This window comes from Oscillibacter valericigenes (assembly GCF_021531915.1).
Classification (GTDB): domain Bacteria; phylum Bacillota; class Clostridia; order Oscillospirales; family Oscillospiraceae; genus Oscillibacter; species Oscillibacter valericigenes_A.
The window spans coordinates 125,412-146,019 of record NZ_JAFBIV010000003.1 but is presented as its reverse complement, the minus strand read 5'-3'; the positions used below and the strand labels follow the sequence as shown (position 1 = coordinate 146,019).

The window sequence follows — 20,608 nt, the reverse complement described above, 5'->3', positions numbered from 1 at the left end:
GCCGTTTCAGCGGCGAGCAAATGGGCATGTATATGAATTCGCATGAGAATGCGAATTTTCCTCACTTTCCCGTGGACCCGAAGCCGCCCCGGTCGGGGCCGTCCAGGTGCGCTACCCGGGTGAAGGTCAGCCGGGGCTGATTCTCCACGATGCGGAACTGGCAGATGCGGGCGTGCTTCTCAATGGTCACGTCCCGGGTGGCGTAGACGGGCATCCGCCACTGGTCGTTGTCGCCGCAGTAAGAGCAGTCCACCACCCCCACGGAGTTGGTTTGCAGAATACCGTAGTTTTTGAAGGTGGAGCTGCGGGGGGCGATGTGGGCCTCGTATCCCCGGGGAAGAGCAATGGCCACCCCCAGGGGAATCAGCCGGAACTCCCCGGCCTTCAAGGTCACTTCCTCAGCGGCGCAGAGGTCGATCCAGTCGGATTTGCCCTCCACGTAGCACAGCTCCGGAAGGTCCTCTGCAAAATATTTTACCTTGATTTCTTCCATGTGAAACTCCAAAATTGATGATATATTGTAATATCAGGTGAATATTATACAAATCGTAGTTAGGCGAAGGCGCCGTCTGCGGACGGCGCGGGGACGTGCGGCTCCGCCGCGGGGCCAGCCCCCCCCCCCCATTTTCTCTTCTTGCGAAGAAGAGAAAACGGGCCGCTGGGCGGTCCAAAAGAGAAGAACCGGAGTCGTCGTGATCGTTGCAGTGCAGACTTGCAGGCTGGTACCGGGTGCGCTGGACTCCTGGGGAACAGAGATGGTGCTTCCCCGCAGTTGGTAGCTGGGTGCGGCTTTCGGGGCGCTGATCGAATGGCCTCAGCTTCTCTTTCTGCTGCCGCTGCCCTGGTGCAATTCGTAGGGGCGGATATCATCCGCCCGCTATTGGGGTGCCGGTTTTATTCCACGCCCCGTTCGTACAGGCCCCGGGTGAATTCGCCCTCCGCGGGGCGGCCTTCCTGATAGGCCCGCATGACCCGGACGCACTCCTCCGGGCTTTCGGTGGTGAACCGCAGGCGGGCGTAGGCCAGTCCCAGCCGCTTCCAGTCGGGCCGGTCCGCCAGCCACAGCACCCGGCTGTTCTGGACCTCTGTCCGGTGGCCGTAGGCCGGCAGCAGGGGGAAAGCAGCGCCGGTGCGGTCCTGAAGGAAGTTGGGCCGGTGGCAGGGGCCGTTTTCCGGCACCGCCGGGCCGTTCCGGTCCAGGCGGCAGCCGCAGCCGTTCTGCACCAGGCAGTTCTCCGTGATCATCAGGGGCAGGCGGCCATAGACAATAGCCTCGGCGGGCAGGACCTTTTTCAGGTCCCGCATCTGGGACCCCCGCAGCTCGAAAGAGAGGCAGGCGGAGGACAGCCCCTTGTCCCGCAGGTAGACCAGGGACCAGCTGTTGAAAACGTTCAGACCGTAGTCGCCGTACAGGGCCATGTCCAGCCCCCGCAGGATGGAGAGCTGGCCGATGTTGCCCACGGCGGCGGCAGAGACGCCAAGCTCTTTGGCGTGGGCCAGCCAGTCCTTCAGCAGGACCTCGTCTCGGTCCCGCCAAATGCGGGGCAGGATGGCGCACCATTCGGTATCAGCCCGGGGCAGAGATTCCAGCTCTGCCAGCACCTCCAGAGGCACGTAGACCCGGGCGGGGCCGCAGGCCAACAGGCCCTCCGTGATCTGGGCGGCGGTGGAGACGGAAACAGTCAGGGCGGGGGCGGACTCGCTGCAATCGACATCCGGCAGCGCCGGCAGGGGCAGTTCCCGGCGGGGCGGGACCGCGGTCCGGGCCTCCGTCAGGGCGGCCAGGGCGTCTCGCCGCAGGGCGTTGACGGCGCTGGCGGGGAGGGACAGGCTCTCGTCCACCGTGACCTCCGCGCTTTCGCAGCGGTAGGCGGTGCCGCCGGTCTTTTTCAGCCGGTCTGCCACTTCCTCCGCCGTCAGACTGCGGTTCCGGGCGGCCTCCGGCACGGGACCGGTGACGGTGACCGCGTGGGTGCCGTCTTCCGCGGTCAGGGCGCAGGGTGCTCCGGCCCGGATGGCGGCGGTGAAGCGCACGGGGACCGTGCGCAGGTCGTCCTTCTCATAGGCGGATTTCGCCGCCTCGAACAATTCCTTGGGGTCTTTTGCGTTTTCCGGGCGGGTTCCGAACATCCTGGCGCCGTGCTTCCCCTGCCAGTACCAGTCGGTGAAGCCGGAGCGGGAGAAGGCCTGCTCCAGCTCTGAAAGCTCGGCGGCGGTGGGCTCCCGGTCTTCCTCCAGCAGGCGGGCGTAGATGCGGGTGATGATGGCCACATACTCCGGCCGCTTCATGCGGCCCTCCATTTTCAGGCAGGCCACCCCCATCTCCGCCATGTCCCCCAACTCGCAGGCCAGACAGTTGTCCTTGAGGCTCAGGGGATAGTCCTTTTTGGCAGGTCCGTTGACGCCATAGGGCAGACGGCAGGGCTGGGCGCAGCGACCCCGGTTGCCCGACCGGCCGCCGATCAGGGCGCTCATGGCGCACTGGCCGGAGTAGCACATGCACAGGGCGCCGTGGACGAACACCTCCACCTCCACGGGGCAGTTTCTGCAGATGGCGGCGGTGTCCTCGGCGGAGTTCTCCCGGGCCAGCACGATGCGCTCGCAGCCGTCGGCGGCCATCTCGCAGGCTCCGCCGGAGGTGAACACGCTCATCTGGGTGCTGGCGTGAAGGGGCAGGTCCGGCAGGCTTTTCCGCAACAGCTCAAAAAGGCCCCAGTCCTGCACCAGGATGGCGTCCACCCCCAGACGGCAGACCTCCCGGGCGGTCTCCAGGGCCTTTGGCAGCTCCCGGTCCGTCAGCAGGGTGTTCAGGGTCAGAAAGACCCGGACGCCCCGGATATGACAATAGACCAGAGCCTCCTTGAATTCCTCCTCGGAGAAATTCTTGGCGCTCCGGCGGGCATTGAAATCGCCCCAGCCCAGGTACACCGCGCCGGCGCCGTTCTGCACGGCGGCCCGCAGGGATTCCGGGGACCCGGCAGGGGCCAGGAGTTCCGGTTTGCTGGTCACTTGTTCTGCTGGTTCAGCCGCTGCTGGAGACGGAAGACCTCCCGGCGCAGCTCGCTGGCCTCGGCCTGGGCCTTGCCGGCCTCATCCAGATATCCCTTGATCTGGGCCCGCAGTTGCTCGGCGGAGGCCTGGGCCTTGAACAGCTCGTCGGCGATGTTGGCGGCGGTCAGGACGGCGGCATCGGTGCGGCCCACCTTGGCGCTGCCCAGAACTTCCGCCATCTTGTCCCCCACATAGCTGCCCACCTTCTGCATGTAGGCGGCAGATTCCTCGGCCACAAAGGTGTATTCCTCTCCGCAAATAGTGACGACGACGCGGTTTGCCATGACGATTCCTCCTCTTCATTGGTAAAAGGGCAGAAGCCACCCATTTTTTCAGCGTATAGTATATCATACGAGACAGATGTGCGCTATAAGAAAACCGTGGATTTTGAAAAAATTCATAAACTTCGCGGGTCAGCCTTGCACGGGAATGGGCAAAGGACTTGCCGGGAAGCTGTTTTTCGTGTAGAATAAGGGAACACGAAAAACGAAGGAGGGAGGGGCAGCCATGGCAAGTGTGCTGGTCCATACGGCGGAAGAAAACGTGACGTTGTCGGCCCAGGCGGCCCGGCGGCTGCTGGAAAAGGGCGACGGCGACGCGGCGCTGCTGTATCTGGCCCTCCTGCGGCACCACGGCACCGTGCCGCCCCGGTCCCTGGCGGGAGAGCTCCGCTGGGAGCGGAGCCGCATCGAAGCGGCGGAAGAGACCCTGCGGCAGCTGGGGCTCATCGCATCCGCCGCCCCGGAGAAGGCCGCGCCCCTGGAACCCGCCGACGAGCGGCCGGTCTATCAGCGCTCCGATATTATGGAGCGGCTGGAGGACAGTGGGGAATTCCGCGGTCTGGTGGCCGAGGTGGAGAAAAAGCTGGGCAAGAAGCTGACCACCCCGGACGTGGGGGTCCTGCTGGGGCTCAACGACTATCTGGGCCTGCCCGCCGACGTGATCTATCTGCTGGTGTGCCACTGTGACCAGCGCATCCGCCGCCGGTACGGCGAGGGCCGCCGGCCCACTCTGCGGCAGATCGAGAAGGAGGGCTACGCCTGGGCCCGTATGGGCATCGACACCCAGAAGGCCGCGGTGGAATACCTGAAAAAATACGCCGAAAAGCAGGCATCCGTGCCCCGCTATATGCAGGTGCTGGGGCTGGGGGACCGGCTGCCGGTGGCGTCGGAGGAGAAGTACCTCACCGCCTGGCAGGAGATGGGGTTCCCGCCGGAATCGGTAGCCCTGGCCTACGACAAGACGGTGCTGAAGTGCCACGAGCTGAAGTGGCCTTACTGCAATGGTATTCTGAAGCGCTGGCACGAGGCGGGCCTACATACGCCGGAGGAGATCCAGGCCGGAGACCGGCCCGCCCCCCGGAAGGAAAGCCATCCGGCTGCGTCCGGCGGCGAGGATGTGTCCTGGATGAAGAAGTACATCCAGCAGCGTGAGAAGGGGGTGTGACCATGGCTTATGACGGAAAGATCATGCACCGGGCACTCCAACGGTTCGAGGAGGACAAGCGCCGGCGGGAGGAGCAGTTTCAGGAGCGGCGTGAGAACGTGTTTCGCCGTCAGCCCCGCCTGCGGGAGGTGGACAGCGAGCTGCGGTCCACCATGAGCCGCATCATCGCCAATGCCCTGCGCCAGGGTACGGACCCCCGCCCGGCGGTGGAGCGGTTGCGGGACGAAAACCTGAGTTTGCAGGCGGAAAAGCGGGATCTGCTGGCCCGCATGGGCCTGCCGGAGGCCTGCCTGGAGGAAAAACCGTTTTGCCGCCTTTGCGGCGACACAGGTTACCGCAACGGCCAGGTGTGCCGCTGCCTGCGGACCTATTACGCCCGGGAGCAGCAGAAGGAGCTGAGCCGGATGCTGGACCTGGGCAGCCAGAGCTTTGATACCTTTTCTCTGGATTGGTATTCCGAGGAATCCACGCCGTCCCTGGGCATCTCCGCCAGGGAGAATATGGACTGGGTATATAAGACCTGTAAGGCGTATGCCGAGAACTTCGGCCCGGAGAGCGGGAGCCTGCTGCTGAGTGGCGCCCCCGGGCTGGGCAAGACGCATCTCTCCGCCGCCATTGCCCGGGAGGTCAGCGGTGACGGCTGGTCTGTGGTGTACGACACCGCCGGCCATATTTTCCAGCGTTTTGAGACGCAGAAGTTCGGCCGGGAAGAGGAAGCGGAGAGCGATGTGGACCGGGTGCTGAACTGCGACCTGCTGATCCTGGATGACCTGGGCACCGAGATGACCACTGCCTTCATTCAGAGCGCCCTGTACCAGATCATCAACGGCCGCCTAATCGAGAAGCGGTCTACCATCCTCAGTACCAATCTGAAGGTTGAGGATATCAGCCGTCGTTATTCTCCTCAGATCGCCTCCCGCATCGAGGGCGAGTACCAAATGCTGCCCTTCTTTGGAGAGGATATCCGAAAACTGAAAAAACAGCGCAGATAACCCAAAAACCGGCCCGAAAGGGCCGGTTTTTACGGTTTCCACAGTCGCCACAAGACAAGCGACAGTCCTGTCAGCGCCGCCCCGGGCAGCAGGGACAGCCAGAACCGGGGACTGCCAATTTCCCACAGGGCCGCTCCCAGTACCGTGGCGGCGGCCACCCGGGGCAAACTCCCCAGGGTACCGCCGGTAAGATAGGCCCGAAGGGGCACCCCGGAGGCCCCCAGATACAGGCTCACCAGGTCTCCGGGAGTGGCACCCGCCAGCCGCAGCAGGAACACGGACCGGCCCGGACGGTCTCTGGGCCGCAGGGCCGCCAGGCGGGGATGCCGCGCTGTCAGGGTCTCCAGCGCTGCCTGCTCCCGGCGGCCCAGGAGAAAAGGGATCACCTGCGCCGTCAGCACCCCCAACAGGTTTACGGCCAGGGCGGCGGGCAAAGGGAACAGCAGTCCCCCGGCGGCCTCCAGGGCGGAGAGGGGGAAGGCCACCGACAGGCTCTTGACGGCGTACAGGGCCAGCAGAAAAACCGCTGCCAGTCCTGTCTCCCGGGGAGACCAGGCGGCGATGCGCTCTGCCGTCAGCTGGTCCCGCAGGGGCCACAGGGCCAGTGTTCCCGCCAGCAGCGCTGCCAGCGGCAGCCACCGGTATTTTTCCATGAAATTCCCCTCCCAAATCCGTCGAAATTTATTCATAGTATGCCCAAAAAGGCGAAAAAAGAGATCGCTTTTTCAAAAAAGCGATCTCTTTTGTTTCAGAATTCAGGTTCCTCCGGCATGACGATGATGGCGGGACCGTCGGCGGGCTCCGCAGGTGTGTCCGGCGGCGTCTCCGGCACGGCGGGTGTCTCCACCGCCGGTGTTTCCGTGGAGGTGGGCGGCGTCTCCGGGGTGCCGGGGCTGACGGCGGGGACAGTGGGGTCCGTGGATGCGGCGGCAGCGGGACCCTTTAGGATGACCTTGTTCCGGGCCTTGTAGTCGCTGGTATCCTCGTAGGTGGTGGAGATCAGCTTGCCGTTGGCATCGTACAGGTGGCGGTAGGTCTTCCACTTGGACCCGGTGTAGGGCGTGGTCTTGACCTGCTCCGTGCCGGGGGCCAGGGTGGGATCGTCCTCGTACACCACCTGGAAATCGGTGGTGGACAGCTTCTCGTTGGTCATTTTGGCGGTGATGCCGGTGACGTTGGTGCCCAGCACCTTCACCGTCAGATAGCCGCCCTCATAGCTGGTGACGATCTTGATGGGATAGTCGGTATTGTTGGTAAATTTGTAGTCCGGGCCGCCCCAGGACACGGTGGCGTCCATGCCGGCGGCGATGTAGGCGGGAATGTAGCGGTGAGCGTGGCGCTCCGTGATCTCCAGGTTGCCCCGCAGGCAGGCCAGATACAACGTGGAGGAGGTCTGGCAGATGCCGCCGCCGATCTCGTCCACCGTCTCGCCCTTCACATAGGCGGGAGCGGGCTGATAGCCGTTGGCGGCGGTCCGCTTGCCCACCACGCCGTTATAGGAGAACACGTCGCCGCTGTTCATCACATGGCCGTTGATGGAGGAAGCGGACAGCTTTACGTTGGAGATGCGTGCGGCGGTGCCGCCCACCTTGGTTTTGGCCTCGCCCAGTACGTCCCGGAACAGGACACCTTTTAGGGTCTCGGCGGTGACGGTGGGGTACTCAATGACAGCGGGAATTTCCACGGTCTCACCGGGGTCCGCAGCGTCCAGCGCTTTCTGGGCGGCGGTCACGTCGAAGTCCGCTCCCAGCTGCTCCGGGGTGATGGATTTGGTCTCCGGATCGTACCCGGCGTTCTTCATCTCGGCGGCCACCTCGTCGTGGATGGCCTGGGCCGTCAGGTTCCAGGGGTTGAAATGGGCAAAGCTGATGTAAGCGATCAACTCTCCCTGGGCGCCGTATGTACTAATGGCATGCATCAGCGCATCGGCCAGGGCGTCCTCCTTGACGGAGCGCCCGTTGACGGCCTTGGTGATGGAGATGCTGTTCTCACCGATGGAGTAAGTGGTGTCCTGGGGCTCCAGGGCCAGCTCCTGCGCCAGCTGGGTCACCCGCTCCTGAAAAACAGTCGCATCCATGTCCTCGCTGGAGACCGTGTCCCCCGTGGAGGAAAACTGAGCGGACAGGAACCGGCTGCCCCGGCTGAAAAAGCCGATGCTCCTCTGCTGGTCAAACAGGCGCTGGGCAATGGCGCCGCAGCGCTCCTCCGTATAGCCAAGCTCCCCCAGAGTCACAGGGGGGAGGGAGTCCGAAGGCCAGCCCAATTTGACCGGATCATCCCCGCAGTGGAGAGCCATGGCCTGCTCCGGCAGTTCCGCCGCCAGCGCCCGGGACGCCTGGTCCACGGTCATCCCGCCCACGGCGATGCCGTTGATGTGATAATTGGGGTAAAAGGTATTCAGAGACCCGGCATAGGCGCATAGGCCCACATAGGCCAGCACCAGCACGCCCACGACGATCCCCAGGACCGCCAGCGGCTTTTTGCTGCCGGATTTTACGGCCTCCGGCTTCTGCAGTCGGGCACCGCCTTTTTTCTGCACGCTGGCTTCGTTTGTCGTCTGCTCCATGAAGCCCCTCCTGTTGTTTCAAATGTGGACAGGCACAGAACACTCTATGCTCAGTTTCCCATTTTAACACAGGTTTGGGGAAAAACAAATTACAATCCCGTAACAATCAGGGCACTTTTGGCGCCCGCTGCTTGGGGATGCGAATGGTCAGAAGAATGTCCTCTTCCGTCTCCTGGCGGTCACAGGCGGCGTTCACCCCGGCACTGCGGATGAGCCGCAGGCCGTGGTCCACGCTGTTGAGGAACAGCCGTACATCCTTGAGAATGAAGGTCCGCCGTCCCGCCGGGGGCGTAGTCTGCAGGGCTGCCAGCCGCCGCTCGATGTACTGCTCCGTCTGGGCCACGTTCAGCTGGTGGTCCGCGATGTACTTGAGGGCCGCCAGCCGCTCCGATTCGTCCTCCAGCCGCAGCAGGCACCGGGCGTGGCGCTCTGTCAGGCCGCTTTGCACCAGCTGCTCCCGGCAAGCGGGGGAGAGCCGCAGCAGCCGCAGCTTGTTGGCCAGGGCCGAGGGGCTGCGGCCCAGCTGTCGGGCGGCCTCCTCCTGGGTGATGCCGGTCCGGTGGATGTAATCCCCGATGGCGGCGGCCTCCTCAAAGTAGTGCAAGTCCTGCCGCTGCAGGTTTTCGATCAGGGCCAGCAGGGCGGATTCCTCGTCGCCGGCGGTGCTCTCAATACAGGGGACGGTCTCCAGTCCCGCCAGCCGGGAGGCTCGCAGGCGCCGTTCTCCGGCGATCAGCTCCCAGCCCTCCGCCGTGCGGCGGACCGTCAGGGGCTGGAGGACGCCGTGGGTGCGGATGGAGTCCGCCAGCTCACGCAGCCCCGTTTCGTCAAAGACCCGGCGGGGCTGGCGGGGATTGGGGCGGATCTCCTCCGCAGGCAGCTGCAGCACTTGGATGGTCGGCTTCATGGATTCACTTCCTTCCGGTTTTTACCATTTTACCCAATAAAAGACGAAAAGTCGGGTGTATCCTGTCGAAGAGTGGCCACAGCGGCAAAAAAAGTGCGCGGCTTTTGCCACGCACAAAATTGTTCGTTATACGGAAATGTCTTCTTTTTTTGCGGCGTATGCCCGCCCGGAGGGGGTCCGCATCAGGACTTTCACAATGATGGAAGTGGTGAACTGTAAAAACAGCGGCGAGAAGGCAACGGGAAAGACCACCTGGGCGGGGAAGTATTGCAGCGCCAGCACCGACCCGGCGCTGATGTTCCTGAGACCGGTGTTCAGGCACATGGTCGCCCGGGTGGGGAAATCCAGCCCCAGGAGCTTCGCTGCCCAGTAGCCCGCCAGAAACCCAAACAGGCACAGCAGAAACACCGCCGCCATCACCAGTACCAGCGTGCCGTCGATACTGCGCAGGAAAGAGGAACAGGAGGTGGCGTTGGCGGTGATGACGGTCAGCAGGGCCAGTTTGGCGAACAGCGCAAGTCTGGGCTTCAGCGTCATAGCCGCCTGGCCTCCGGTGACTTGGTACACCGTCATGGCCGCCAGAGCGGGCAGGGCCACCATCACCATCATGTCGCCCATCATGCCCCAGGTGTCCACCTCCACCACGGAGCCCACCAGCAGCTTGAGGGACAGGGGGATCACCACGGGAGCCGCCAGGGTGTCCAGCAGGACGATGGAGAGGCAGAGGGGCGCATTGCCGCCGCAGATGCCCACCCACATGAGAGAGGCCACTCCGGTGGGGATGACGTATTCCAGCACCAGGCCGATGGTAAACAGGGGGGCGTCCGGGAACAGCAGATTTCCAAGGCCCAGCGTCAGCAGGGGGATGACCACATGGAGCAGGAGCAGGGTGACCACCACCGGCAAGGGCCGGAGGAATACCCGCCCCAGCTCCCGGAAGCCGCCGCCCAGGCTGTTGGCAAAGGTCATGAAAGCGAACAGGCCCATGGTGATGCTGCCGTTGAGCCAGGAAAAGGTGTCGGGAAACAGAACGCCGGTAGTGGCGCAGGCCAGGACGAACCAGGGAAAGTAGGAACCGAGGAACCGGTCCCACCGGGACAGCTTTTGCAAAGGAAAACCCCCTTGTGGAGTCAGAAATGACAGGTGTAGGCGAACCAGCCCTCGGCAGAGCGGGTCTCTTCGATCACAAGCCCCGCTTCCCGGAGCTTGTCCGCCACCTCCTCGGCCCGGGTGTCGATGATGCCGGAGCAGAGGAACAGGCCGCCGGGGGCCAGCATGGACCGCACCAGGGGAGCCAGGCCGATAATGACGTCCGCCACGATGTTGGCCAGGACGATCTGATAGCCGCCGCCCAGTTGGGCCCGCATGGCCTCGTCAGTGAGGACGTTGCCTACCTTCACGGTATAGGTGTCCTTGCCGATGCCGTTGAGGGCGGCGTTGTCATAGGCCACCGTCAGGCACTTGTCGTCAATGTCCACGGCGGTGGCCTCCGCGGCGCCCAGCCGCAGGGCGGCGATGGACAGAATGCCGCTGCCGCAGCCCAGGTCCAGTACCCGCTCGCCGCCCTGAACGGCTTTTTCCAGGGCCGTCAGGCACAGGCGGGTGGTGGCGTGGCTGCCGGTGCCGAAGGTCAGGCCGGGGTCCAGGATCAGGGGGACTCTGCCCTTGGGATCGGCGGTCTCCCACTGGGGGATGACCAGCAGCCGGTCGCCGATCTCAAGGGGTTTGTAATACTTCTTCCAGCTGGTCTCCCAGTCGGCGTCCTGGATGTTCTCCATGCTCAGCAGCAGGGTGCCGCAGTCATCCCGGCTCTCCTTCAGTTTCTGCAGAGCCACCCGGACCTCGCCCAGCTTGCCGTAGCCGGTGTCGTTGGCCAGCAGGTAGAAGGTGATGCGGGACTTGCCGGCCATGGCCTTTTCCAGGTCCTCGTCCACATAGTCCCAGTATTGGTGGTTGTTTTCCAGGAAGTCCTGGAAGTCGGTCTCGTCGTCGATGATGACGCCGTCAATGTCCAGGGCGGACAGCATGGCCGTCACCGTGTCCAATCCGGCGTGGGTAGTGTCGATGTGAAGTTCCAGCCAGTTCATATGTTGAGAAGCCTCCTGTGTTATCGTTCAGTGCCCAGGAAGAACAGAGCCAGGGTGCCCGGACCGGAGTGGTTGCCGATGACGGGGCCCACGTAGTTGATGTGGATGTCCTCCGTGCCGAAGCGGCGGCGGACCTCGTCGGCCACGAACTGGGCGTCGGCCTCACAGTCGCCGTGGCTGATGAAGACGGTCTGGTTCTTGGGGTCGATGGCAGTCTTCTCCATCCGGTCCACCAGAGCCAGCAGGGAGGCCTTCCGGCCCCGGGCCTTGCTGACGGAGATCAGGTGGCCCTCGTCATCCACATGCAGCACGGGCTTGATGGTCAACATGGTGCCGAACAGGGCAGTGGCGGCGCTGATGCGGCCGCCCCGCTTCAGGTGGTTCAGATCGTCCACGGTGAACCAGTGGCAGACCTTCAGCTTGATCTCTTCGGCGTAGTCCCGGACCTCGTCAATCGTTTTTCCCGCCCGCTTCTGCTGCGCGCAGAGATAGACGAACAGGCCCTGGCCCAGAGAGGCGGCCAGAGAGTCCACCGTGTAAATTTTGGCGTCGGGGAATTCCTCCCGCAGGCCGTCTGCCGCAATGACGGCGGACTGGTAGGTGGTGGACAGGCCGGAGGAGAAGGCCAGGTACAGAATGTCCCTGCCCTCCTGCAGAATGGGCCGCATGGCCTCCTCAAAATCACCCACGCTGATGGCGGAGGTGGTGGCGGTGGCGCCTGCCCGGATGCGCTCATAGAAGTCATGGAAGCCGATCTCCCGGCCGTCCAGCCAGTTGCGGTACGTATCCTGGCCCATCAGCAGGCTCAGGGGAAGGACTTTCAGCTCCAGCTCCTCCGCCATTTGAGCGGTCATGTCGCAGCAGCTGTCGGTCATGATGACAAAGTCTCTCATATCAATCATGCTCCTTCTTGGATTTTTTTCCGTGGGTTTCCTGGGCGGATTCCTTCTGCTGCCGCAGGAGGGTCACATACCGGCTGCTGGCCACGCCGGCGGCATAGCTCAGCAGGGCGAAGTGGATGGCGGCGTCTGCCAGGGACTGGTCCGGAGCCTGGGCCTCCATCTCGTCGGCGGTCAGGGTCAGGGCCTTATCCAGACTGCCGCAGAAGGCGGCGTAGCTGTCCGGAATGGTCCGGTCCCCCTGCAGCTCCTCCTTGATCAGCAGATCCATGTCCCGGGTGGACATGACATGCTTGAGGACGCAGATGGCGGTCAGATAGGCCAGGTGGTCCCGGTTGTATTTCTTGCCTTCGGCCCGGGGCACCAGGCCGCTTTTTGTGTAGTTGTTCACCATGGCGGCGGTGAGTCCGTCGTCCTCGTCAAAGCGGATGACCTGGCGGTCCATGTAGCTGAGGACCTGGTCCATATACAGGGCGAAATCGGGAAGCTGTTCCCACTCCACCGGTCGCTGCTGCCGCAGACATTCCAGCAGAGATGACAGATCCTGCATGCAAAAGCCTCCTTTTCCAGTTTGAAACTTGGTACAGAGACTATTTTACCACTGTAATCTAGTTTTGTAAATCATATTTTGCAAAGATGGGAACCGGATTTTTCTCATTTTCCGACACAGAACCGTTCAAAGATGCGGGAGATGATCTCCTCCCGGGCGGTGCGGCCTGTCAGTTCACCCAGGGCCTCCAGGGCCTCCTCTGCGTCAGTCAGCACCGCGTCGGGGGTCAGACCGCCCTCCAGGGCAGCTTTGGCCCGGCGGACGGCGTCCCGGGCCCGGCTGGCGGCTTCCTCCTGCCGCTGGTCGGTCAAAAGGCTTCCGGTCTGGGAGGGGGAGCCTGCGGGGTACAGCTCTGCGATGGCGTCCTCCAGAAGGCGCAGTCCACCGGGAGCCACAGAGCTGAAGGACAGGCATTCATCCGGTCCCCGCAGCCCCTTGGGCCGCTTCAGGATCTGGCAGAAGCCGTCGGGAAGCAGGTCGGACTTGCTGAGGCCAAGAATCCAATGGGGTGCGCGGCTGGCCAGCTCCAGGATCTCCCGGTCTGCTTCCGTGGGGCCGGTCAGGCCATCCACCACGACGATCACCAGGTCGGCCTGCTCTACGGCCCTCCGGCTGCGCTCCACGCCCAGCCGCTCCACGGTGTCGGCGGTGTCGTGGATGCCGGCGGTATCCACCAGCCGCAGCAGCACATCCCGCACCACGGCGGTGTCCTCCACCGTGTCCCGGGTGGTGCCGGGAATGTCGGTGACGATGGCCCGTTCATACCCTACCAGGGCGTTGAGCAGGGAGGACTTGCCGGCGTTGGGCCGTCCCACAATGGCGGTCCGGACGCCGGACTTCAGCACCTTGCCCCGCTGGCAGGTGGCCAGCAGGGAGGTGAGCTGGCGGTCAGCGGTGTCCAGGGCTTCCGTCACCTGTTCCGGCTGGATGTCCTCGATGTCCTCGTCGGGGTAGTCCACCACGGCGTAGAACCGCGAGGCGATCTCCAGCAGGGCGTCCTGAATGGGCTCCAGCATCCGGCGCAGACCGCCGTCCAGCTGGGCGGCGGCGTTCCGGGCAGCGGAGGCAGTCTCCGCGTCAATGAGGTCGATGACGGCCTCTGCCTGGGTCAGGTCCAGCTGCCCGTTCAAAAAGGCACGGCGGGTGAATTCTCCTGCCTTGGCCTGCCGGGCTCCGGCGGCAAAGAGGGCGCTCAAAAGCTCCCGCAGCACCACGGGAGAGCCGTGGCAGTGGAACTCGGCGGAGTCCTCGCCGGTGTAGCTGCGGGGGCCGGGGAACCGGATGGCCAGGCCCCGGTCAATAACGCGGCCTTCGGCGTCCAGCATGTCGCCGTAGATCATCTTCCGGGGCTCTTGGGCGGAAAACGCTTTGCCGTTCAGGGCGCGGAAGACCTTATCGCAGAGGGCGAAACAGCCCTCGCCGGATACCCGGACGATGCCGATGGCGGTGGGGTTCCCGCCGGTGGCGATGGCGGCGATGATGTCCATGAGATCAGCTCCTTGAATAGGGGTGTCCGCCCACGGGGCGGGGGACGGGGGATGCCCGGCTTTGCCGGGCGGGAATGCGGCCCCCACTTTTCTTTCGTCTTGCCGAAAGAAAAGTCGCCGCCGCAGCGGTGGAAAAGAAAGACGCTGGGCGGATCAACTTGACACGGCTGTGTCAAGTTGACCGCAAATACGGGGGTCATCGTGATCGTTGCGGTGCAAACTTAAGGGCCTGTACCGGGTGCGCTATTCCCTTGGGGGAACAGAGATGGTGCTTTCCCGCATTTGGTGGTCTGGGTGCGGCTTTCGGTGGTGGTTATCGCATGGTTCCCGCCAATGGCCTGTATGCGGAAAACGGACGCCCTTCGGCGTCCGTTTTTCGGAGAGGGGGGACAAGCCCCGCTTTATTATTTAATGCGCTCGCCGGCGGCTTCCTTGGCGGCGATCTCCTTCATGGCGTCCTTATGGGACAGGTTCACGCGGCCCTTCTCGTCGATCTCGGTGACCTTGACCCACATCATGTCGCCGATCTTGCAGGCGTCCTCCACCTTCTCAATGCGGTGGTCGGCCAGCTTGGAGATGTGCACCAGGCCGTCCTTGCCGGGAGCCAGCTCCACGAAGGCGCCAAAGGTCATCAGGCGCACCACGCGGCCGTAGTACAGCTGACCCACCTCGGGCACGAAGACGATGTCGTCGATGCACTTCTTGGCGGCGTCGCAGCTCTCGGGGTTGGGAGCGGCGATGAAGATGGAGCCGTCGTCGTTGATGTCGATCTTGGCGCCGGTGTCGGCCACGATCTTCTGGATGACGGAGCCGCCCTTGCCGATGACGTCCCGGATCTTGTCGGGATCGATATGCATGGTGATCATCTTGGGAGCGTACTTGCTGACCTCGGGACGGGGCTCGGCGATGCAGGGCAGCATGATCTGGTCCAGAATCTGCACACGGGCGTCGTAGGTGATGTCCAGGGCGTTCCGGATGATCTCCATGGTCAGGCCGTCGTTCTTCAGGTCCATCTGGATGGCGGTGATGCCCTTCTTGGTGCCGGCTACCTTGAAGTCCATCTCGCCGTGGAAGTCCTCCACGCCCTGGATGTCGATGAAGGTGGTGAAGGAGCCGTCGTCATCCTGGATCAGGCCGCAGGAGATGCCGGCCACGGGGGCCTTGATGGGCACGCCGGCGTCCATCAGAGCCAGAGTGGAGCCGCAGATGGAGCCCTGGGAGGTGGAGCCGTTGGAGCTAACCACCTCAGACACCACGCGGATGGCATAGGGGAACTCCTCCACAGAGGGGATTACGGGCAGCAGGGCACGCTCGGCCAGGGCGCCGTGACCGATCTCGCGGCGGCCGGGGCTGCGAGCGGGCTTGGCCTCGCCGACGGAGTAGCCGGGGAAGTTGTAGTGGTGCATATAGCGCTTCTCGGTCTCTTCCCAGATGGTGTCCAGCTTCTGGTTGGCGGACAGGGTGTCCAGGGTAGCGACGGAGAGGACCTGAGTCTGACCGCGGGTGAACAGGCCGGAGCCGTGGACCCGGGGCAGCACGCCCACTTCGGCGGCCAGGGGGCGGATCTCATTCTTGGCACGGCCGTCCACGCGGTGGCCCTCCAGCAGCCAGGCCTTGACGATCTTCTTCTGGAACTTGTAGGTGATCTCCTCCAGGTACTGGTCCATGTCGGGATGGGTGTCCAGATACTTCTCGTGCCACTTCTCGATCATGGCGTTCCAGCGGGACTCCCGGACGTTCTTGTCATCGGTGTCCATGGCGGCCTTGGCCTCGTCCATGAAGTTGGCCACGATATCGTCGAACAGCTCCTGGTCAAAGGCGGCGTGGGGATAGTCGAACTTGGGCTTGCCGATCTCGGAGACCATCTGGTTGATGAGGGCGATCTGCTTCTGGTTCTCCTCGTGGGCCATCTGGATGGCCTTGAACATGGTGTCGTTGTCCACCTCGTTGGCGCCGGCCTCGATCATGACCACCTTCTTGCCGGTGGAGACCACGGTGACGTCCAGGTCGCTGACCTTGCGCATCTCGGAATCGGGGTTGATGACCAGCTTGCCGTCCACCAGGCCCACCTTCACGGCGCCCACGGGGCCGTTCCAGGGGATGTCGGAGATGGCCAGGGCGGCGGAGGTGCCGATCAGGGCGGCCACCTCGGGAGAGCAGTCATGGTCCACGCTCATGACGGTGGCCATGATGCTGACGTCATTGCGGAAGTCGTAGGGGAACAGGGGGCGGATGGGGCGGTCGATGACACGGGCGGTCAGGATGCCCTTCTCACCGGGGCGGCCCTCGCGGCGGTTGAAGCTGCCGGGGATGCGGCCCACGGAGTACATCTTCTCCTCAAAGTCCACGCTCAGGGGGAAGAAGTCGATGCCGTCCCGGGGACGGGGAGCGGCGGTGGCGCACACCAGCACGCGGGTGTCGCCGTAGCCCACCATGACGGCGGCGTTGGCCAGCTCAGCCAGCTTGCCCACTTCCAGGGTCAGGGGACGGCCGGCCAGCTCCATCTCATACTTGTGGTAGCCGGGGAACTGTCTCTGCTTGATAATGGTTGACATGATTTGTCTCCTTTTCGTTGAATCTTTTCTCCATGGGAGCCAAACCATTTAGCACTTGAAAAGAGGTTTGAAGCGCGTTTTCAAGCCCATTTTCAACTGCTAAAGGCTTTGAGCGGCTCTCATGGACGCCATGGGAAAATGTGAAGAAAGGGTGGTGCGGGTATCCACACCACCCTCATTCAGCAATTACTTACGGATACCCAGCTTGGCGATCAGAGCACGATAGCGCTCGATGTCCTTCTTCTGCAGGTAATCCAGCAGGCTGCGGCGCTTACCGACCATCTTCAGCAGGCCCCGGTTGGAGTGCTTGTCCTGGGGGTTGTTCTGCATGTGAACGGTCAGCTGGTTGATCCGCTCGGTCAGAATGGCGATCTGGACCTCGGGAGAACCAGTGTCGGTCTCATGGGTACGGTTGGCGTCGATGATAGCAGTCTTCTGTTCTTTGCGCAGCATAGTGTTTTCCACCTTTCATAAGATTCCCCGCGGGACTGCGCATCGGGACGGTGAAGTTCCGCGAAACGAGGTCCTGGGGATGTTTTCCGCACATTCGCGTGCTTTATGAATATACCACACCTATTTTCAATTGTAAAGAGGAAACTGCGCCTTTTTGACCGGTTTTCCAGATAAGTTTTCCCGGAAAAGAGTGAAAAATGTGTGCATCCTGCCTGCTGAAAGTTTTTCTTGACAGAATGGGCGCTTCGTGATAACCTGACCGTACTAGTACAGTTAATACAGTTGACACGGAGGTGCGCAATGTCTATCGTATTTTTACTGACCTGCGGGGTCGGCGTGCTGGGCGTCATCCTTCTCGTGGCAGTCCTGATGAGCAGGAGGTGAGGGTATGATCAGTCTGAACTACCGGGATTCCCGCCCTATTTACGAGCAGATCAAGGACGGACTGAAAAAGCTCATGGTGTCCGGCGCTCTGGCGGCGGACGAGAAGCTGCCGTCGGTCCGGGCCCTGGCCACCCAGCTCAGTATCAACCCCAACACCATCCAGCGGGCCTACAACGAACTGGAGAGCGAGGGCTACATCTACTCCATTCCCGGCAAGGGCAGCTTTGCCGCCGGAGATGTGGGAACAGATGAGAACCGCAAGAAGGAATTGAAGGAGAAGGTCCGGGAGCTTCTGGCGGAGCTTCGGTATCTGGGCGTCAGCGAGGAAGAGCTGCTGACGCTTCTGCGGAAGGAGGAGACCACATGATCGAAGTGAGAGACGTCGTCAAGAAATTTGACGGCTTTGCGGCCCTGGACGGGGCGTCGCTGTCGGTGCCCACGGGCAGCGTGTATGGCCTGGTGGGCCCCAACGGCGCCGGCAAGTCCACCATCATCCGCCACCTGACGGGCATCTACCGCCAGGACAGCGGCACCGTGGCCATCGGCGGCGAGAGCGTCTGGGAGAACGCGGCTCTGAAGAGCCGCATCGCGGCCATCCCCGACGACTGGTACTATTTCAACCAGGCCAGCGTCCGGGATATGATGCGTTTCTATAAGGGGTTTTACCCCAACTTTTCCATGGAGCGCTATGAAAAGCTGAAGGAAGTTTTCCATATCGACGAGAAAAAGACCATCCGCCGCCTGTCCAAGGGTATGCAGAAGCAGGTGGCCTTCTGGCTGGCCCTGAGCTGTATGCCGGACTACCTGGTCCTGGACGAACCGGTGGACGGTCTGGACCCGGTGATGCGCCGTCAGGTGTGGAGCCTGATGATGGGCGATGTCAGCGAGCGTGGCACCACGGTGCTGGTCTCCTCTCACAACCTGCGGGAGCTGGAGGACGTCTGCGACCACGTGGGCATCATGGACCACGGCAAGGTGCTGCTGGAGCGGTCCCTGGCTCAGCTGCAGGACAACATGGTGAAGCTGCAGGTGGTGTTCCAGGACGGCGTGACCGAGGTCCCGGCAGAGCTGCCGGTGCTCCACGCCTCCAGGGTGGGCCGTATCCATACCTTAATTATGCGCATGAACGCGGAGGAAGCCACCGCCAAGTTGTCCACCTATAACCCCATGCTGGTGGATGCGGTGCCGCTGACTTTGGAGGAGATCTTTATTTATGAGTTGGGAGGTGCGGACTATGCAGTCAAGAACATCGTTCTTTAATATTACCTTATTCCGCAAGAACCTGACCCGGTTCTGGCCCCTGTGGGGCGGCGCCAGCTTCCTGGGCAGCCTGTTCCCTCTGGCCATTCTGCTGCAGCTCATGCGGGGCCACCGTTGGTTTGCCGAGCCTCTGGAGGCAACCCAGGCCTATTATAATGTAGTGGTCTATGGATTGCCCATCATTTCCCTGATCTATGCCATCCTCTGCGCCATGCTGGTGTGGAGCTACCTCTATAACAGCCGCAGCGTAGGGCTGATGCACACCCTGCCCGTCACCCGGCGGGGCGTGTTCGTCACTAACTTCCTCTCCGGCATGGCCATGATGACCATTCCCTACGCGGTCACGGGAGCGCTGTGCGTGCTGATCTCCATTGCCTGCGGCGGCTTCGAGCCAGTGGGCCTGCTGGTGACCGTCCTCAGTGTGCTGGGAGAGAGCTTTTTCTACTTTGCCACTGCCACCTTCGTGGCCTTCATGGTGGGCAACGTGTTTGCCCTGCCCGCCCTGTACTTCCTGCTGCATTTCCTGGCGCCCCTGCTGGACTGGCTGCTGAGCATGTTTGCCGGGAACTTTATCTTCGGTCTGAACAGATGGTACTCCGGCGCGGTGGAATTCCTGTCTCCTACCGTGTATCTGGAGCAGCAGGTCTATGCGGACTGCACCTATGAAGAGGTCCGTGCCTTCACGGAAATGACCCACACGGAGTCCTATGTCAGCAAGCTCACCTCTGTCACCCTGGAAAACGCCTGGCTCATCGCTGTCTACGCCCTGGTGGGTGCGGTGCTGCTGGCGCTGGCCTATGCCCTCTATACCCGCCGCCGCAGTGAGAGCGCCGGCGACGTGGTGGCTGTGGGCTGGATGAAGCCCTTCTTCCGCTTCGGCCTGGCGGCTCTGGCGGCCCTGCTGGGAGGCATTGCCCTTTATGAACTGTTCTGGAGCAGCTTCCAGGACGGTCGGTATTACGACGTTCTGCCCATGGTGGTCTGCATGCTGGTGGCCGGGGCCATTGGCTACTACGCCGCCTCCATGCTGCTGGCCAAATCTCTGAAGGTCTTCCGGGGCAGCTGGAAGGGCCTTGTGGTGGTGGCCGCGGGCTGCGTGGCGCTGTGCTGCGTGCTGCACTTTGACCTGCTGGGCGTCTCCCGCCGGGTGCCGGAGGCCGGGCAGGTAGAGCAGGTGGAGTTCTACGCCGCCGACAATACCTACACCCTGTATCCCGGCGAGGACGCAGAACTGCTGGAGCAGGTGCGGGCCGTCCACAAGGCCATCGTGGAGGACCAAAGCTACATTCTGGGCTATCAGTCTGATTGGAGACATACCGAGCAAAACAATGTGACCGAAACCTACGTCCGCTTCATCTACACTCTGAACAATGGAAGAAAGGTGGAGCGCCGGTATTCCATCCCTCTGACGCAGGAGCGCCTTGCGCAGGCGGACACCTACGACAGCCTGCTGGATACACTGGTGAACAGCCGGACCATGAAGGCCAAGCGCCTCCACGCCGGGGACAGCCGCTACACCGTGGACAGCGGCAATCTGTGGCTGGAGATGCGGGGCGACGGCTATGACCTGAACAGCCGGGAGTGCGCCGCCCTTCTGGACGCCGTTGCCAGGGACGCCGCCTCGGGTGCCTGGGGCGACTATAACTGGTTCGATCAGAACAATAACAGCGCCTATGCCATGAGCCTGGAGCTGCGGTTTGCCCGCCTGGAGCAGGACCACTGGAACTATGACTGGATCAGCATCAACGTCCGTCCGGGCATGGACAACACCATCGCCTGCCTGAAGGACCTGGGCCTGGTCACGGACAAGGACCTGGTGATCCGGGAGGACATGGAGAAAACGAACGACTGGAATACCAGTAAAACCGAGACGTATGAGGAGAAAATGGCCCAGGAGACCGCCTCTGTGGGTATCATCGGCGGCGCCGACGGCCCCACCACCGTGGTCGTTGCCGGGGTGACGGGCTGAGC

General features: G+C 62.9%; 18 protein-coding genes. 5 read left to right on the top strand and 13 right to left on the bottom strand.

Annotated elements, in window-relative coordinates:
• Positions 1-61: 61 nt before the first annotated feature.
• The 3 genes from JQM66_RS03810 to JQM66_RS03800 form a co-directional block, all read right to left on the bottom strand.
• Positions 62-493, bottom strand: a complete 432-nt coding sequence (locus tag JQM66_RS03810; RefSeq protein WP_235228484.1) for a dUTP diphosphatase — start codon at positions 491-493, stop codon at positions 62-64.
• 401 nt (positions 494-894) lie between these two features.
• Positions 895-3,009: a U32 family peptidase gene (locus tag JQM66_RS03805; RefSeq protein ID WP_235228483.1), complete on the bottom strand. Its 2,115-nt coding sequence runs from the start codon at positions 3,007-3,009 to the stop codon at positions 895-897.
• A complete protein-coding gene (locus tag JQM66_RS03800) occupies positions 3,006-3,335 on the bottom strand; it encodes a cell division protein ZapA (protein ID WP_235228482.1) in 330 nt (109 codons plus the stop codon). The genes JQM66_RS03805 and JQM66_RS03800 overlap by 4 nt, the downstream gene beginning before the upstream one ends.
• 223 nt (positions 3,336-3,558) lie before the next feature.
• On the opposite strand from JQM66_RS03800, the gene JQM66_RS03795 reads away from it, so the two are divergent.
• On the top strand, positions 3,559-4,497 hold the full coding sequence (locus JQM66_RS03795; protein ID WP_235228481.1) for a DnaD domain protein: 939 nt from the start codon (positions 3,559-3,561) through the stop codon (positions 4,495-4,497).
• 2 nt (positions 4,498-4,499) lie between these two features.
• Complete coding sequence (locus JQM66_RS03790) at positions 4,500-5,489, top strand: ATP-binding protein (RefSeq protein ID WP_235228480.1); 990 nt, start codon at positions 4,500-4,502, stop codon at positions 5,487-5,489.
• Between the two features lie 29 nt (positions 5,490-5,518).
• Here the strand turns inward: JQM66_RS03790 and JQM66_RS03785 are convergent, their stop codons facing one another.
• From JQM66_RS03785 to rpsO, 10 genes are all read right to left on the bottom strand, one after another.
• The gene (locus JQM66_RS03785) at positions 5,519-6,142 is read right to left on the bottom strand and encodes a TVP38/TMEM64 family protein (RefSeq protein ID WP_235228479.1); all 624 of its coding nucleotides are present in this window, start codon (positions 6,140-6,142) and stop codon (positions 5,519-5,521) included.
• Positions 6,143-6,237: 95 nt separating this feature from the next.
• Positions 6,238-8,055 carry a VanW family protein gene (locus JQM66_RS03780; protein WP_235228478.1) on the bottom strand — a complete coding sequence of 606 codons (1,818 nt, stop codon included), beginning with the start codon at positions 8,053-8,055 and terminating at the stop codon, positions 6,238-6,240.
• 106 nt (positions 8,056-8,161) lie between these two features.
• Positions 8,162-8,962 carry a ParB/RepB/Spo0J family partition protein gene (locus JQM66_RS03775; RefSeq protein WP_235228477.1) on the bottom strand — a complete coding sequence of 267 codons (801 nt, stop codon included), beginning with the start codon at positions 8,960-8,962 and terminating at the stop codon, positions 8,162-8,164.
• A gap of 126 nt (positions 8,963-9,088) precedes the next feature.
• The gene (locus tag JQM66_RS03770; protein ID WP_235228476.1) at positions 9,089-10,072 is read right to left on the bottom strand and encodes a bile acid:sodium symporter family protein; all 984 of its coding nucleotides are present in this window, start codon (positions 10,070-10,072) and stop codon (positions 9,089-9,091) included.
• 20 nt (positions 10,073-10,092) lie between these two features.
• A complete protein-coding gene (gene prmA, locus JQM66_RS03765; protein ID WP_235228475.1) occupies positions 10,093-11,049 on the bottom strand; it encodes a 50S ribosomal protein L11 methyltransferase in 957 nt (318 codons plus the stop codon).
• Between the two features lie 20 nt (positions 11,050-11,069).
• The gene (locus JQM66_RS03760) at positions 11,070-11,942 is read right to left on the bottom strand and encodes a DegV family protein (protein ID WP_235228474.1); all 873 of its coding nucleotides are present in this window, start codon (positions 11,940-11,942) and stop codon (positions 11,070-11,072) included.
• Between the two features lies 1 nt (position 11,943).
• Positions 11,944-12,498: a DUF1836 domain-containing protein gene (locus JQM66_RS03755; RefSeq protein WP_235228473.1), complete on the bottom strand. Its 555-nt coding sequence runs from the start codon at positions 12,496-12,498 to the stop codon at positions 11,944-11,946.
• Between the two features lie 104 nt (positions 12,499-12,602).
• Positions 12,603-13,985: a tRNA uridine-5-carboxymethylaminomethyl(34) synthesis GTPase MnmE gene (gene mnmE, locus JQM66_RS03750; protein ID WP_235228472.1), complete on the bottom strand. Its 1,383-nt coding sequence runs from the start codon at positions 13,983-13,985 to the stop codon at positions 12,603-12,605.
• A gap of 404 nt (positions 13,986-14,389) precedes the next feature.
• Positions 14,390-16,540 carry a polyribonucleotide nucleotidyltransferase gene (locus tag JQM66_RS03745; RefSeq protein ID WP_235228471.1) on the bottom strand — a complete coding sequence of 717 codons (2,151 nt, stop codon included), beginning with the start codon at positions 16,538-16,540 and terminating at the stop codon, positions 14,390-14,392.
• A gap of 186 nt (positions 16,541-16,726) precedes the next feature.
• Positions 16,727-16,993, bottom strand: a complete 267-nt coding sequence (rpsO, locus tag JQM66_RS03740; protein ID WP_235221529.1) for a 30S ribosomal protein S15 — start codon at positions 16,991-16,993, stop codon at positions 16,727-16,729.
• Positions 16,994-17,381: 388 nt separating this feature from the next.
• On the opposite strand from rpsO, the gene JQM66_RS03735 reads away from it, so the two are divergent.
• From JQM66_RS03735 to JQM66_RS03725, 3 genes are read left to right on the top strand one after another with little or no spacing between them, the layout of a single operon-like run.
• Complete coding sequence (locus JQM66_RS03735; protein ID WP_235228470.1) at positions 17,382-17,744, top strand: GntR family transcriptional regulator; 363 nt, start codon at positions 17,382-17,384, stop codon at positions 17,742-17,744.
• The gene (locus tag JQM66_RS03730) at positions 17,741-18,637 is read left to right on the top strand and encodes an ABC transporter ATP-binding protein (protein WP_235228469.1); all 897 of its coding nucleotides are present in this window, start codon (positions 17,741-17,743) and stop codon (positions 18,635-18,637) included. Before JQM66_RS03735 ends, JQM66_RS03730 begins: the two co-directional genes overlap by 4 nt.
• Positions 18,612-20,606 (top strand): ABC transporter permease, encoded by a 1,995-nt coding sequence (locus JQM66_RS03725; RefSeq protein WP_235228468.1) that lies wholly within the window; start codon positions 18,612-18,614, stop codon positions 20,604-20,606. Before JQM66_RS03730 ends, JQM66_RS03725 begins: the two co-directional genes overlap by 26 nt.
• Positions 20,607-20,608 lie beyond the last annotated feature (2 nt).

What these genes read in the sequence shown, in the direction of transcription:
- JQM66_RS03810 (WP_235228484.1), bottom strand. Translation starts at nt 493, where the DNA reads ATGGAAGAAATCAAGGTAAAATATTTTGCAGAGGACCTTCCGGAGCTG.
- JQM66_RS03800 (WP_235228482.1), bottom strand. Translation starts at nt 3,335, where the DNA reads ATGGCAAACCGCGTCGTCGTCACTATTTGCGGAGAGGAATACACCTTT.
- JQM66_RS03795 (WP_235228481.1), top strand. Translation starts at nt 3,559, where the DNA reads ATGGCAAGTGTGCTGGTCCATACGGCGGAAGAAAACGTGACGTTGTCG.
- JQM66_RS03790 (WP_235228480.1), top strand. Translation starts at nt 4,500, where the DNA reads ATGGCTTATGACGGAAAGATCATGCACCGGGCACTCCAACGGTTCGAG.
- JQM66_RS03785 (WP_235228479.1), bottom strand. Translation starts at nt 6,142, where the DNA reads ATGGAAAAATACCGGTGGCTGCCGCTGGCAGCGCTGCTGGCGGGAACA.
- JQM66_RS03780 (WP_235228478.1), bottom strand. Translation starts at nt 8,055, where the DNA reads ATGGAGCAGACGACAAACGAAGCCAGCGTGCAGAAAAAAGGCGGTGCC.
- JQM66_RS03775 (WP_235228477.1), bottom strand. Translation starts at nt 8,962, where the DNA reads ATGAAGCCGACCATCCAAGTGCTGCAGCTGCCTGCGGAGGAGATCCGC.
- prmA (WP_235228475.1), bottom strand. Translation starts at nt 11,049, where the DNA reads ATGAACTGGCTGGAACTTCACATCGACACTACCCACGCCGGATTGGAC.
- JQM66_RS03760 (WP_235228474.1), bottom strand. Translation starts at nt 11,942, where the DNA reads ATGAGAGACTTTGTCATCATGACCGACAGCTGCTGCGACATGACCGCT.
- JQM66_RS03755 (WP_235228473.1), bottom strand. Translation starts at nt 12,498, where the DNA reads ATGCAGGATCTGTCATCTCTGCTGGAATGTCTGCGGCAGCAGCGACCG.
- mnmE (WP_235228472.1), bottom strand. Translation starts at nt 13,985, where the DNA reads ATGGACATCATCGCCGCCATCGCCACCGGCGGGAACCCCACCGCCATC.
- JQM66_RS03745 (WP_235228471.1), bottom strand. Translation starts at nt 16,540, where the DNA reads ATGTCAACCATTATCAAGCAGAGACAGTTCCCCGGCTACCACAAGTAT.
- rpsO (WP_235221529.1), bottom strand. Translation starts at nt 16,993, where the DNA reads ATGCTGCGCAAAGAACAGAAGACTGCTATCATCGACGCCAACCGTACC.
- JQM66_RS03735 (WP_235228470.1), top strand. Translation starts at nt 17,382, where the DNA reads ATGATCAGTCTGAACTACCGGGATTCCCGCCCTATTTACGAGCAGATC.
- JQM66_RS03730 (WP_235228469.1), top strand. Translation starts at nt 17,741, where the DNA reads ATGATCGAAGTGAGAGACGTCGTCAAGAAATTTGACGGCTTTGCGGCC.
- JQM66_RS03725 (WP_235228468.1), top strand. Translation starts at nt 18,612, where the DNA reads ATGCAGTCAAGAACATCGTTCTTTAATATTACCTTATTCCGCAAGAAC.